The organism is Sphingomonas melonis (assembly GCF_013409985.1).
Classification (GTDB): domain Bacteria; phylum Pseudomonadota; class Alphaproteobacteria; order Sphingomonadales; family Sphingomonadaceae; genus Sphingomonas; species Sphingomonas melonis_A.
Map to the genome: position 1 here is coordinate 373,281 of NZ_JACCBY010000001.1, position 12,324 is coordinate 385,604.

Genomic DNA, 12,324 nt, shown 5'->3' on the forward strand with positions numbered 1-12,324 from the left:
CCATCGGGAGAGGGAGAAGGCGCCGAAGGCGGCGCAGGGTGAGGGTGAGTGCGAGGCGGCCGCGATCAATGCGCTGCCCCCCAGCTCGCACCCGTCCCGATCTCGATCCCGAGCGGCACCGACAGCGTGACCGCCGGCTGCGCCGCCTCGGCCATCACCCGCTCGATCACCGGCTTGGCCGCATCGACGTCACCCTCGGGCAGTTCGAACACGAGTTCGTCGTGCACCTGGAGCAGCATCTGCACGTTCGGCAGCCCCGCCGCGAGCAGCGCCGGCTCCATCCGCACCATCGCGCGCTTGATGATATCGGCGCTCGTCCCCTGGATCGGCGCGTTGATCGCGGCGCGCTCGGCGCCTTGCCGTTCGTGCTGCACCTTGCTGCGGATGCGCGGGAAGTGCGTCTTGCGCCCGAACAGCGTCGTGGTGAAGCCGCGCTCGCGCACGCTCTGCGTCGTCTCGGCAATATAGGTGTTGATGCCGGGGAAGCGCTCGAAATAGCGGTCGATCATCGCCTGCGCCTCCTCGGCGCTGACGTCGAGCCGGCCCGCAAGGCCCCAGCGGCTGATGCCGTAGAGGATCGCGAAGTTGATCGTCTTGGCGCGGCCGCGGGTGTCGCGGTTGACCTCGCCGAACAGCTCCATCGCGGTCAGGCTGTGGATGTCGTCGCCATTGGCGAAGGCGTCGCGCAGCGCCGGCACGTCGGCCATATGCGCCGCCAGCCGCAGCTCGATCTGCGAATAATCGGCGGCGAGGATGACGTTGCCGGGCTCGGCGACGAAGGCGTCGCGGATCTGCCGCCCCACCTCGGTACGGATCGGGATGTTCTGGAGGTTGGGCTCGGTCGACGACAGGCGCCCGGTCTGCGCACCGGTCAGCGAGTAACTGGTGTGGACGCGGCCGGTGCGCGGGTTGATCTGCGCCTGCAACGCATCGGTATAGGTGTTCTTGAGCTTGGTGAGCTGCCGCCAGTCGAGCACCCGCGCGGCGATCTCGGCCCCGGGCGAATCCTTGTCGGCGGCGATCCGCTCCAGCTCGGTGACGTCGGTCGAATAGACGCCCGACTTGCCCTTGCGGCCGCCCTTGATGCCCATCCGCTCGAACAGCACGTCACCCAATTGCTTGGGACTGCCGATCGTGAACGGCGCGCCGGCGTGACCGTGGATCACCGTCTCCAGCCCCGCGATCTGGCCGCTGAACTCGGCGGACAGGCCCGACAGCCGTTCGCGATCGACCTTGATCCCGCGCATCTCCATCCGCGCGATCACCGGCACCAGCGGCCGGTCGACCATCTCGTAGACGCGCGTCGCCTCCTCGGCGGGCAGCCGCGCCTTGAAGCGCTTCCACAGCCGATAGGTCACGTCGGCATCCTCGGCGGCGTAGCGCGTCGCGGCCTTCAGATCGACCTCGTGGAAGCCGCGCTGCGTCTTGCCGGTGCCGACCACGTCCTTGAACGCGATGCAGCTATGCGACAGGTGCGTCGCCGCCAGCTCGTCCATGCCATGACCGTGCAGCCCGGCGTCGAGATCGAAGCTCATCACGATCGTGTCGTCATGCGGCGCGATCGTAATGCCGTGCAGCCCGAGCACGATCATGTCGAACTTGAGATTGTGCCCGATCTTGAGCACCGACGCGTCCTCGCAGAGGACCTTGAGCCGGGCGAGCGCCGCGTCGCGCTCGATCTGCGGCGGCGTCTCGCCGAACAGGTCGCTGCCGCCATGGCCGAGCGGGATATAGCACGCCTTGTTGGCGCCGAGCGCGAGGCTGACGCCGACCAGATCGGCGCCGGTCGCGTCGGTGCCGGTCGTCTCGGTATCGATCGCGACCCAGCCCTGATGCTGCGCCTGCGCGATCCAGCGGTCGAGCGTCTCGACATCGACCACCGTCTCATAGGCGTCATGCTCGCACGGCGGATCGGCCTCATACGGGACCGAGGCGGGGGCGGGCACCGGCTCGTCGGCGACCTGACCGAGCTTGGCGAGCAGGGTGCGGAAGCCGTGATGTTCGAGGAAGGCGCGCAGCGGCGCGTCGGGGATGCCTTGGAGTTCGAGGTCTTCGAGCGGTTCGGGCAGCGCCACGTCGCAGCGCAGCGATACGAGTTCGCGGCTGAGCCGTGCCATGCCGGCATGCTCGATCAGATTGTCGCGCAGCTTGCCCTTCTTCATCCCCTCCGCGGCGGCGAGGACCGATTCGAGGTCGCCATGTTCGAGGATCAGCTTGGCGGCAGTCTTGGGGCCGACGCCGGGGACGCCGGGCACATTGTCGACGCTGTCGCCCATCAGCGCGAGCACGTCGCCCAATTGCGACGGCGCGATGCCGAAGAACTTCTCGGCAACATGCTCCGGCCCGAGCCGGCGGTTGTTCATCGTATCGTACAGGTCGAGGCCCGGCTCGATGAGCTGCATCAGATCCTTGTCGGAACTGACGATCGTCACCTGCCAGCCCTGCGCCAGCGCCGCCTTGGCATAGCAGGCGATGATGTCGTCCGCCTCCAGCCCCTCGGTCTCGATGCACGGCAGCGAGAAGGCGCGGGTCGCGTCGCGGATCATCGGGAACTGGGGCACCAGATCCTCGGGCGGCGGCGGCCGGTGCGCCTTGTATTGATCGTAGAGATCGTTGCGGAAGGTCTTCGACGATTTGTCGAGGATCACCGCCATATGCGTCGGCCCCTCCGCCGCATGCAGCTCGTCGGCGAGCTTCCACAGCATTGCGGTATAGCCATAGACGGCGCCGACGGGCTCGCCATGCTTGTTGGTGAGCGGCGGCAGGCGGTGATAGGCGCGGAAGATATAGCCCGAGCCGTCGACGAGATAGAGATGGGGCATCGTGGCTGCGTTTACCCGATCGGTCCGGCGGCACCAACCTCTGCTTGGGGCAGACGACGGGTTTGGCGGAGTGTGGCTTTGGGGTAACAGGCCCATCGTCATCCCGACGTTCGCCGGGATGACGATGGCGGTCAGGCGCCCGTCGCCCCGCCCCCCGCATAGCTCGCCACCGCCGCTGCGACCGACTGGATCAGTTGTTGCCGCTCGCGGATCGGCCGGCGCGAATCCCCGATCATCACCGCGATCGCATAGCGTCGCCCGTCGGGCGCGGTGAGCAGGCCGACGTCGTTGAAGCCGGCGTTGCGGCCGCCGAGGTCCTGGCCCGTCCCGGTCTTGTGCGCGATCTGCCAGCCGGCGGGCAGCGCGGCGCGCAGCCGGGCGCGGCCGGTGACCGACGCGCCCATCGTGTCGAGCAGGATGCGCGTCGAGGTCTCGGTGAACAGCTCGCCGCGCGCCAGCCGCGATAGCGCGTCGGCGATGGCGAGCGGCGCGGCGCCGTCGGGGGGATCGTTGACATAGGCGTCGAGCGCCGCGGCGCGCGCCTCGGGCGACAGGCGCGAACGGGCCGCCTCGAAGCCGCCGCCCACCGCCATCGCCTGGTTCCAGGTCAGTCCGGCGGTCTTCGCCTGGAGCAACCGCTCGCCGGGGCCGAAGCGGATGTCGCCCAGTTGCTTGCGCTCGATCATCGCGCGCACGGCGGCGGGCCCGCCGACATAGGTGAGCAGCCGGTCGTTGGCGGTATTGTCGCTGTGGGTCAGCGCGCGGGTGAGCAATTCGCCCACGGTGGTGTGATAGCCGTCGCCCTTGACCAGCATCGCGATCGGCTGGTGGAACAGCGTCAGGTCCTCGGGCCGGACGACGACGGGATCGTCGAGCCGCGCCTTGCCCTGGTCGCGCAGGTCCATCAGCGTCATCGCGACCCACAATTTGCTGACCGACTGCTGCGGCAGGCGGGTGCGCGCGCCCGGCGAGGTCACCGTCCAGCCCTCGTCGACGGCGCGGATCGCGATGCCGAACTTGCCGTCGAAGCTGCGCGCCAGCGCGTCGATCGTGCTGGTCAGCTGCGCCGGCGCGACGCGGCGCGGCGGCGGCGCGGCGGAGGGGATCGGGATCGATACCGCGAGCGCCGGCGTCTCGGCGGGGGCGGGGCCGCTGCCGATCGGCCGCGAGGTCGAGCCGCAACCGGCAAGCGCGGCGCAACTGGCGATCATCAGAATCGATCGGGCCGGACGGCCAAACGCTATCATACTGGAAAAGAGGCCTCAGCTGGCAAGGCGCCGATCCTTATCCGAGGATCGGTGCGGCGAAACCGCCGATGCGGCGGGCTGCGACGAACCGCGGCACCGGCGCGGCGAACGGCGGGGCACCATTGCTCCGGCCCGTCCGTTGTTGCCGCAATCGAGCAAGCAGGACGGCAGCCATGGCACAGATGACCAGCGACTTCTTCGTGGACCGGCTGAAGGCATGGGGCGTGACGCGCATCTACGGCTATTCCGGCGACGGCATCAACGGCGTGCTCGGCGCGCTGCAACGCGCGGAGAAGGCGGGCGAGGGCATCGAATTCATCCAGGTCCGCCATGAGGAGATGGCGGCGTTCATGGCGAGCGCGCATGCCAAGTTCACCGGCGAACTCGGCGTCTGCCTGTCGACCGGCGGCCCCGGAGCGACGCATCTGCTCACCGGCCTGTACGACGCCAAGCTCGATCATGCGCCGGTGCTGGCGATCGCCGGCCAGGCCGAGACAACGGTGCGCGGCGCGAGCTACCAGCAGGAGCTCAACCTCGACCGCATCTTCGCCGATGTCGCGGACTACGTGCAGGAGGCGACCGCGCCGGCGCAGGTCCGCCACGTCACCGACCGGTCGATCCGCATCGCGGTGGCGGGCAATGGCGTCGGCGTGATCGTGCTGCCGAAGGACGTGCAGGACGAGCCCTATGAGGAGCCCAAGGTCCAGCATGGCTTCACCCGCTCGGGCGTCGGCTACAGCCGGCCGCTGGTGGTGCCGCAGCCGCGCGACCTCGGCCGCGCCGCCGAGGTGCTCAATGCCGGCGAGAAGGTCGCGATCCTCATCGGCGCGGGCGCGCGCGACGGGGCCGAGGCGGTGGTGCGGATCGCCGACCTGCTCGGTGCCGGCGTCGCCAAGGCGCTGCTCGGCAAGGACGTGCTCTCCGACGAGCTGCCCTTCGTCACCGGCGCGATCGGGCTGCTCGGCACCAAGCCGTCGTGGGACATGATGCAGGGCGCCGACACGCTGCTGATGATCGGCACCGGCTTTCCCTGGGCGGAGTTCCTCCCGCCCGACGGCAAGGTCCGGGCGGTGCAGATCGACGTCGATGCCGGCATGCTCGGGCTGCGCTATCCCACAGAGGTCAATCTGCACGGCGGCGCGCGCGAGACGCTGGAGGCGCTGATCCCGCTGATCCACGCCAAGCCCGATCGTTCGTGGCGCGCGGGGATCGAGGCGGGCGTCGCCGACTGGTGGCGGACGCTGGAGGCGCGCGCGATGGCGGAGGCCAAGCCAGTCAATCCGCAGCGCGTCGTGTGGGAGATGTCGCCGCTGCTCCCCGCCGATGCGATCGTCACCTCAGACAGCGGCTCGTGCTGCAATTGGTATGCGCGCGACTTCAAGCTGAAGCAGGGGCAGCGCGCGTCGCTGTCGGGCGGGCTCGCGTCGATGGGGGCGGCGGTGCCCTATGCGATCGCGGCGAAGTTCGCGCATCCCGAACGGCCGGTGGTGGCGCTGGTCGGTGACGGCGCGATGCAGATGAACAATCTCGCCGAGATGATCACCGTCCAGAAATACTGGCAGCGCTGGCGCGATCCGCGCTTCATCGTCTGCGTGTTCAACAACGAGGATCTCAACGAGGTGACCTGGGAGCAGCGCGTGATGGAGGGCAATCCCCGCTTCCCCACGACGCAGGACCTGCCCGACGTGCCCTATGCGCGCTTCGCCGAGCTGATCGGGCTGAAGGGCATCTTCGTCGACCGGCCGGAGGACCTGGCCTCCGCCTGGGCGGCGGCGCTCGCCGCCGACCGGCCGGTGATCCTCGAGGTGAAGACCGATCCCGAGGTCGCGCCGTTGCCGCCACACCTGACATTGGCGCAGGCCAAGGCGTTCATGGCGTCGATGGCCAAGGGCGACCGCGGCGCCGGCCGGGTGATCACCGAGACCGCACGGCAATTGTTCAAGGAGGTGACGGGCTGACGGCGACGCCCGCGCCGCTCAGGGCACCAGCACCGTATCAACCGCGTCGGGCAGCGTCTCGGGATAGTCGAGTGTATAGTGCAGCCCGCGGCTCTCGTGCCGGTGCAACGCCGAACGGACGATCAGCGCGGCGGTCTGCAACAGGTTGCGCAGCTCGATCAGATCGGGGGTGACGCGGAAGTGGCCGTAATAATCGGCCACCTCCTCGGTCAGCATCTGGATGCGATGCTGCGCGCGTTCGAGCCGCTTGGTGGTGCGGACGATGCCGACGTAATTCCACATGAAGCGGCGGATCTCGGTCCAGTTCTGCTTGATCACCACCTCTTCGTCCGAATCGGTGACGCGGCTTTCATCCCAGGGCCGGATCACCGGCACCGCGGGCAGGGCATCCCAATGCGTGGTGATATGGTCGGCGCACGCCTCGCCGAACACGAAACATTCGAGCAGGCTGTTCGAGGCGAGCCGGTTGGCGCCGTGCAGCCCGCTCTCGGTGCATTCGCCCGCGGCATAGAGGCCGGGCAGATCGGTGCGGCCGTCGCGATCGATGACGATGCCGCCGCAGGTATAATGCTGCGCGGGCACCACCGGGATCGGCTGCACCGTCATGTCGATGCCGAGGCCGAGCAGTTTCTCGTGGATATTGGGAAAATGGCCGCGGACGAAATCGGCCGGCTGGTGGCTGATGTCGAGATGCACGTAATCGAGGCCGTAGCGCTTGATCTCGGCATCGATCGCGCGCGCCACCACGTCGCGCGGCGCCAGCTCCATCCGCTCGGCATCGTAATAGGACATGAAGCGCTTGCCGGTGGTCGGGTTGATCAGCCGCCCGCCCTCGCCACGCACCGCCTCGGTGATCAGGAAGTTCTTGACCTCGAGATGGTAGAGGCAGGTCGGGTGGAACTGCATCATCTCCATGTTGGAGACGCGTGCGCCCGCCCGCCACGCCATCGCGATGCCGTCGCCGGTCGCGCCGCGCGGGGCGGTGGAGAACAGATAGGTGCGCCCCGCGCCACCGGTGGCGAGCACCGTCGCCTTTGCGGTGTAGAGCGTGACGCGGCCGGTGCCGCGATCGACCGCATAGACGCCCCAGACGTTGCCCGCGCCCGAATAGCGCTGCTCGTGGCGGCTGGTGGCGAGATCGATCGCGACCTGATCGGGGACCAATGTGATATTGGGATGCGCCTCGGCGGCGCGCTGCAGCGCCTCCTGCACCGCCCAGCCGGTCGCGTCGGCGACATGGACGATCCGGCGATGGCTGTGGCCGCCTTCGCGGGTGAGGTGGAGCGCATTCCCCTCGGTGGCGAAGGGCACGCCGAGCTTGGTCAGCCGTTCGATCGCGGCGGGGGCACCCTCGACGACGAACTCGACGATATCGCGGTCGTTGAGGCCGGCGCCGGCGACCATCGTGTCCTCGACGTGATGCTCGAACGTGTCGCCGGGTTCGAGCACCGCGGCGATTCCGCCCTGTGCCCAAGCGGTCGACCCTTCGTTGAGCGCGCCCTTGGCGAGCACGGTGACCTTGAACCGCTCAGCAAGGTTGAGCGCCGCGGTCAGCCCGGCCGCGCCCGAGCCGACGACGAGCACGTCGCTGTTGCGCGTCGAATCGGTCATCGGGCGGCCGGCGCCGCGTGGGGGGTGCTGGTCATCAGGGGCGGGGTTGCGATGGCAAGGAAGGCGCGCATCGTGACGCTGTGGCATAAACCGGGGCGGATAGGACAGGCGGATTTGTTAGGGGAGAGTCGCTTAACTCCCCTCCCGCTTGCGGGAGGGGCTGGGGGTGGGCGCATCCGCAAGTGACGCGCCTATCATCGCCACCACGCCTTCCACGTTCTCCATCACATCCGCGTTGCTGAACCGCAGGACGGTATAGCCCTGTTCAAGCATGAACTGATCGCGCCGTGCGTCGTGCACCGCGGTTGCGGCATGCGACTCGCCATCCAGCTCCACGACCAATTTGCTCCGCCGACACAGGAAGTCGCAGACATAGGGACCGAGCGGCATCTGCCGGCTGAACTTGTGTCCGTTCAGCCTGCTGTTGCCGAGATAGCTCCACAGGCGACGCTCGGCGGGCGTCGCCTCGTTGCGCAATTTGCGTGCCCGCGCGGTGTCGCGCGGTCGCCAGTCCGGCATTTAGCCAGGCCCACCCCCTGCCCCTCCCGCAAGCGGGAGGGGAGTCGCACGCGTCAGGCTGAGGAACACGTCCTCCAGATCCGGCTCCTTGGTCGAGACGTCGACGATGCCGAAGCCATCATGCTGGACCGCGGCGAGCACCTCGCCGGCGTTGACCCGGTCCTTCGCATAGGTGATCTCCAGCGTCCGAGCGCCCTTCAGCACGATCTTGCCGAAACAGGCATTGACCGGCAGCGTCGCGACGTCGCGGTCGACGGTCACCGCCACCACCTTCTCCTGCGCCTTGCCGACCAGCTCGCGCGTCGGTTCGTTGGCGATCAGCTTGCCGTGGTTGATGATCGCGATCCGGTCGCACAATTCCTCGGCCTCTTCGAGGTAATGCGTGGTCAGCACCACCGTGACTCCGGCGTCGTTGAGCTGGCGGACATAGGCCCAGAGCTGCTGGCGCAATTCGATGTCGACGCCCGCGGTCGGCTCGTCGAGCACCAGCACCGGCGGCGAATGGACCATCGCCTTGGCGACCATCAGCCGCCGCTTCATGCCCCCCGACAAGGTGCGGGCATAGGCCTTCGCCTTGTCCTCCAGATGCACCGCGCGCAGCAGCTCCATGCTGCGCCGCTGCCCCTTGGGAACGCCGTAGAGGCCGGCCTGGATCTCCAGCGTCTCGATCGGGGTGAAGAAGGGGTCGAACAGGATCTCCTGGTTGACGATGCCGATCGACGCCTTGGCGTTGCGCGGCTGCGCGTCGATGTCGAAGCCCCAGATCGCGGCCTGCCCGTCCGTCTTGTTGACCAGCCCGGCAAGGATGTTGATCAGCGTCGACTTGCCCGCGCCATTGGGGCCGAGCAGGCCGAAGATCTGCCCACGCGGCACGTCGAAACTGACCCCGTCGAGCGCGCGCTTGCCGCCCTGATAGGTCTTGCAGAGGTTCTGGATGCGGATCGCTGCCTCGGTCATGCAGGCGGAATACGCCGCTTGCCGAAACGCGCAACTAAATCCTCCCCGTTGCGGGCAGCGTTCTATGGCTACGGTGACGGGGTTCGATCGGTTTCTTCTTCTTATCCGTCACCCCGGAACAGGTCCCGGGTGACGGGGCGGGGGCGAAGACAGGAGCCTTACGACAGGCGCGCTTCCGTCCATTGCAGAGGATTGAAGGCCGGGCCTCTCCTTGCTATCCGGCTCCCCATGATCCCGCCGCCCGAAACCGTCCGCGTGTCGCAACGCCGTGTCGCCTGTGACGGCGCAACCGATATCCCTGGCGGTGCTGCGCTCGGCCATCCCCGCGTGTTCCTGCAGATCGATGACGAGGGCTATGTCGATTGCGGCTATTGCGATCGGCGCTTCGTGCTGATCGGCGGACCGGCCGACGGCGCCGATCAGTCGAAATTGCGCGATCATCCGGATGGCGCCAGCATTTAACGCCCCTATATCGGTGGAATGACTGTAGCCGCCGATCCCCGCTCGTTCCTGTACCGCGACCAACTGTCGCCCGACGCCGCGCTCCGCCTCACCGCGGATGCGCTCGGCCGCGCCGATGACGGCGAACTGTTCCTGCAATACCGCAAGGCGGAGGCGTTCGGCTTCGACGACGGCCGGCTGAAGACCGCGAGCTACGACACCAATGCCGGCTTCGGCCTGCGCGCGGTGTCGGGCGAGATGACCGCCTTTGCCCATGCCAACGAACTGTCGGAAGCGGCGATCCGCCGCGCCGGCGAGACGATGGCGCTGATCGACCCGACGACGAGCGCCAAGGCGCCGCCGCCGCAGGGCAACAACCGCCACCTCTACACCGATGCCGATCCGCTCGACCTGGTGCCGTTCGCCGACAAGGTGAACCTCTGCCAGACGATCGACGCCGCGGCCCGGGCGCGCGACCCGCGCGTCGCGCAGGTCTCCGTCGGTTTGTCCGGCACGTGGAGCGTGGTCGAGATCGTCCGGCCCGACGGCTTCGTGGCCACCGACGTGCGACCGCTGGTGCGGCTCAACATCCAGATCGTCGTCGAGCAGAACGGCCGCCGCGAGACCGGTACGTTCGGCATCGGCGGGCGCTATCTCTACGACCGGCTGTTCGACGAAACCGTATGGAACCGCGGCATCGACGAGGCGCTGGCGCATGCGCTCGTCAACCTTGATTCTGTGGCGGCGCCGGCGGGCGAGATGACCGTGCTGCTCGGGCCGGGCTGGCCGGGGATCGTGCTGCACGAGGCGATCGGCCATGGCCTAGAGGGCGATTTCAACCGCAAGGGCACCAGCGCCTTCTCGGGGCGGATCGGCGAGCGCGTCGCGGCGCCGGGTGTCACCGTGGTCGACGACGGCTCGATCGCCGACCGGCGCGGCTCGCTGTCGATCGACGACGAGGGCACGCCGACGTCGGAGACGGTGCTGATCGAAGACGGCATCCTCAAGGGCTATATGCAGGACCGGCTCAACGCGCGGCTGATGGGCGTCGCGCCGACCGGCAACGGCCGCCGCGAGAGCTTCGCGCATGCGCCGATGCCGCGGATGACCAATACCTTCATGAAGGGCGGCAACGACGATCCCGCCGAGCTGCTGAGCCGCGTGAAGCGCGGCATCTTCGCCAAGAGCTTCGGCGGCGGACAGGTCGATATCGTCTCGGGCAAGTTCGTCTTCAGCTGCACCGAGGCGTATCTGATCGAGGACGGCCGGATCGGCGCGCCGATCAAGGGCGCGACGCTGATCGGCGACGGCCCGACGGTGCTGACCAAGGTCGCCGGTATCGGCAACGACTTCGCGCTCGACGAGGGGATCGGCGTCTGCGGCAAGGGCGGGCAGAGCGTGCCGGCTGGCGTGGGGCAGCCGACGCTGCTGGTCGACGGGCTGACGGTGGGTGGGACGGCGACGGCGTAATCGCTGGATCACACCCCCGTCAGCATCATGTCGAACGCACGGATGATGTCGAAGCGATAGGCGGTCAGATCGGCCACCTTGGTGCGTAATTCGCTGCGGCCCAAGGTGGCGGCGAATTGCGTAACCATCGCATACAACGCGCCTTCGAGGTCGAAGACCGGATTGAGATGCGCGCGCCGAGGCGGTGCCCGGTCCAGCAGGATCAGCGGTGCGACGAGCCGGGTGGCAAGCAATTCCAGCGAGTCCGCCTGACAATCGAGGAGCAACTGGCCGTCCGGCGTGCGATACACGTCGAACTGGGCCATCAGAACAGCCGATACTTTTCCAGCGGCAATCCGTTCTGTTCCACCCAGCGATTGACGGCTTCTGCCCACTCGCGATTGTCCTCGCGCCAGCGATGATCGAGCTCGCGCTTCAGCGCGGCGCGCAGCGCCACGACATCGTCGTCATGCGCGACGCCGAAGCGCGCGGCCTCGGCGCGAACCTCGGAGTCGCTCATATCACGCGTGCTCTTCAGCGGCAGGTCGAGCGTACTTGCCATGGCGGGATGATATGAACGATGGGTCGGCGGGTCAACGGACGCCAAGGGGTAGCCGCACGACCTTAGAGGAATGTCCATGAGCCTCGCCGAACTCGGTCGCTATGATCGCAACCTCGCCAATATCATCGTCGGCCGGCTCGACTCGGAGGGGATCGACGCGATTGCTTTCGACGGTGGCGCGAGCATCGCCGATGGCAGCTATCTGCTGATCCCGGTGCGGGTGATGGTCGACGACGATGACCTCGCAGCGGCCCAGGCAATCGTCGCTGTTGCCCAATTTTGAGGCAGATAGGCGCGGCTGCACAATAATCTAACGGTTTTCTCCCCCCATCTGCGCCACGAACTGCCCATAAGGCGGCCGTTTCACGATTGGCATGATGATTGCGATGCCTCTCTCGGACAATCGAGGGGGCAGGGATGAAGCTGGTCATTGCGATCATCAAGCCGTTCAAGCTCGACGAGGTGAGGGAAGCGCTCACCACGTTGGGGGTGGCGGGGATGACGGTTACCGAGGTGAAGGGGTTCGGCCGCCAGAAGGGGCAGACCGAAATCTACCGCGGGGCCGAATACAGCACCAACATGGTGCCCAAGATCAAGATCGAGGTGGTCTGTCCCGGCGACCTCGCCGACCGGGTGGTCGAGGCGGTGCAGGCCTCGGCGAACACCGGCGCGATCGGCGACGGCAAGATCTTCGTGCTCGATGTCGGGCAGGCGGTGCGCATCCGCACCGGTGAAACCGACGATTCGGCGCTGTGAGG

The 12,324-nt window shown here is 67.8% G+C and carries 12 protein-coding genes; 5 read left to right on the forward strand and 7 right to left on the reverse strand.

Translation table 11 applies throughout. The features are described 5' to 3' along the window. Positions 1–65: 65 nt before the first annotated feature. Together polA and HD841_RS01870 are read right to left on the reverse strand one after the other, a co-directional pair. Positions 66–2,822 (reverse strand): DNA polymerase I, encoded by a 2,757-nt coding sequence (polA, locus tag HD841_RS01865; RefSeq protein WP_179507184.1) that lies wholly within the window; start codon positions 2,820–2,822, stop codon positions 66–68. 131 nt (positions 2,823–2,953) lie between these two features. Next, positions 2,954–4,033: a serine hydrolase gene (locus tag HD841_RS01870; protein ID WP_179507185.1), complete on the reverse strand. Its 1,080-nt coding sequence runs from the start codon at positions 4,031–4,033 to the stop codon at positions 2,954–2,956. A gap of 209 nt (positions 4,034–4,242) precedes the next feature. Here HD841_RS01870 and HD841_RS01875 point away from each other — a divergent pair, with 209 nt between their 5' ends. Beyond that, on the forward strand, positions 4,243–6,027 hold the full coding sequence (locus HD841_RS01875; RefSeq protein ID WP_179507186.1) for a thiamine pyrophosphate-requiring protein: 1,785 nt from the start codon (positions 4,243–4,245) through the stop codon (positions 6,025–6,027). Positions 6,028–6,045: 18 nt separating this feature from the next. Here HD841_RS01875 and nadB read toward each other — a convergent pair whose 3' ends face one another. From nadB to HD841_RS01890, 3 genes are all read right to left on the reverse strand, one after another. Then, positions 6,046–7,638 (reverse strand): L-aspartate oxidase, encoded by a 1,593-nt coding sequence (gene nadB, locus HD841_RS01880; protein WP_179507187.1) that lies wholly within the window; start codon positions 7,636–7,638, stop codon positions 6,046–6,048. 132 nt (positions 7,639–7,770) lie between these two features. Continuing rightward, a complete protein-coding gene (locus HD841_RS01885) occupies positions 7,771–8,157 on the reverse strand; it encodes an endonuclease domain-containing protein (RefSeq protein ID WP_179507188.1) in 387 nt (128 codons plus the stop codon). Continuing rightward, positions 8,158–9,114 (reverse strand): ABC transporter ATP-binding protein, encoded by a 957-nt coding sequence (locus tag HD841_RS01890; RefSeq protein WP_179507189.1) that lies wholly within the window; start codon positions 9,112–9,114, stop codon positions 8,158–8,160. Positions 9,115–9,342: 228 nt separating this feature from the next. Here HD841_RS01890 and HD841_RS01895 point away from each other — a divergent pair, with 228 nt between their 5' ends. Then, positions 9,343–9,576 (forward strand): zinc-finger domain-containing protein, encoded by a 234-nt coding sequence (locus HD841_RS01895; RefSeq protein ID WP_179507190.1) that lies wholly within the window; start codon positions 9,343–9,345, stop codon positions 9,574–9,576. A gap of 18 nt (positions 9,577–9,594) precedes the next feature. Next, on the forward strand, positions 9,595–11,025 hold the full coding sequence (tldD, locus tag HD841_RS01900) for a metalloprotease TldD (RefSeq protein WP_179507191.1): 1,431 nt from the start codon (positions 9,595–9,597) through the stop codon (positions 11,023–11,025). An 8-nt stretch (positions 11,026–11,033) separates the two neighbouring features. On the opposite strand, the gene HD841_RS01905 is transcribed toward tldD, so the two are convergent. After that, positions 11,034–11,330, reverse strand: coding sequence for a CcdB family protein (locus tag HD841_RS01905; RefSeq protein ID WP_179507192.1), 297 nt, complete (start codon positions 11,328–11,330; stop codon positions 11,034–11,036). Beyond that, positions 11,330–11,566 carry a type II toxin-antitoxin system CcdA family antitoxin gene (locus tag HD841_RS01910; RefSeq protein WP_179507193.1) on the reverse strand — a complete coding sequence of 79 codons (237 nt, stop codon included), beginning with the start codon at positions 11,564–11,566 and terminating at the stop codon, positions 11,330–11,332. The genes HD841_RS01905 and HD841_RS01910 overlap by 1 nt, the downstream gene beginning before the upstream one ends. A gap of 76 nt (positions 11,567–11,642) precedes the next feature. Between HD841_RS01910 and HD841_RS01915 the strand changes: the two genes are divergently transcribed. After that, positions 11,643–11,849: a putative signal transducing protein gene (locus tag HD841_RS01915; RefSeq protein ID WP_179507194.1), complete on the forward strand. Its 207-nt coding sequence runs from the start codon at positions 11,643–11,645 to the stop codon at positions 11,847–11,849. A gap of 134 nt (positions 11,850–11,983) precedes the next feature. Then, complete coding sequence (locus tag HD841_RS01920; RefSeq protein ID WP_137898404.1) at positions 11,984–12,322, forward strand: P-II family nitrogen regulator; 339 nt, start codon at positions 11,984–11,986, stop codon at positions 12,320–12,322. The last annotated feature ends 2 nt before the right edge of the window (positions 12,323–12,324 follow it).

Bases quoted from the DNA above. Each gene is read 5' to 3' on its own strand.
- HD841_RS01870 (WP_179507185.1), bottom strand. From the start codon at position 4,033: ATGATCGCCAGTTGCGCCGCGCTTGCCGGTTGCGGCTCGACCTCGCGG.
- HD841_RS01915 (WP_179507194.1), top strand. From the start codon at position 11,643: ATGAGCCTCGCCGAACTCGGTCGCTATGATCGCAACCTCGCCAATATC.
- HD841_RS01890 (WP_179507189.1), bottom strand. From the start codon at position 9,114: ATGACCGAGGCAGCGATCCGCATCCAGAACCTCTGCAAGACCTATCAG.
- nadB (WP_179507187.1), bottom strand. From the start codon at position 7,638: ATGACCGATTCGACGCGCAACAGCGACGTGCTCGTCGTCGGCTCGGGC.
- HD841_RS01875 (WP_179507186.1), top strand. From the start codon at position 4,243: ATGGCACAGATGACCAGCGACTTCTTCGTGGACCGGCTGAAGGCATGG.
- polA (WP_179507184.1), bottom strand. From the start codon at position 2,822: ATGCCCCATCTCTATCTCGTCGACGGCTCGGGCTATATCTTCCGCGCC.
- HD841_RS01910 (WP_179507193.1), bottom strand. From the start codon at position 11,566: ATGGCAAGTACGCTCGACCTGCCGCTGAAGAGCACGCGTGATATGAGC.
- HD841_RS01905 (WP_179507192.1), bottom strand. From the start codon at position 11,330: ATGGCCCAGTTCGACGTGTATCGCACGCCGGACGGCCAGTTGCTCCTC.
- tldD (WP_179507191.1), top strand. From the start codon at position 9,595: ATGACTGTAGCCGCCGATCCCCGCTCGTTCCTGTACCGCGACCAACTG.
- HD841_RS01885 (WP_179507188.1), bottom strand. From the start codon at position 8,157: ATGCCGGACTGGCGACCGCGCGACACCGCGCGGGCACGCAAATTGCGC.
- HD841_RS01920 (WP_137898404.1), top strand. From the start codon at position 11,984: ATGAAGCTGGTCATTGCGATCATCAAGCCGTTCAAGCTCGACGAGGTG.
- HD841_RS01895 (WP_179507190.1), top strand. From the start codon at position 9,343: ATGATCCCGCCGCCCGAAACCGTCCGCGTGTCGCAACGCCGTGTCGCC.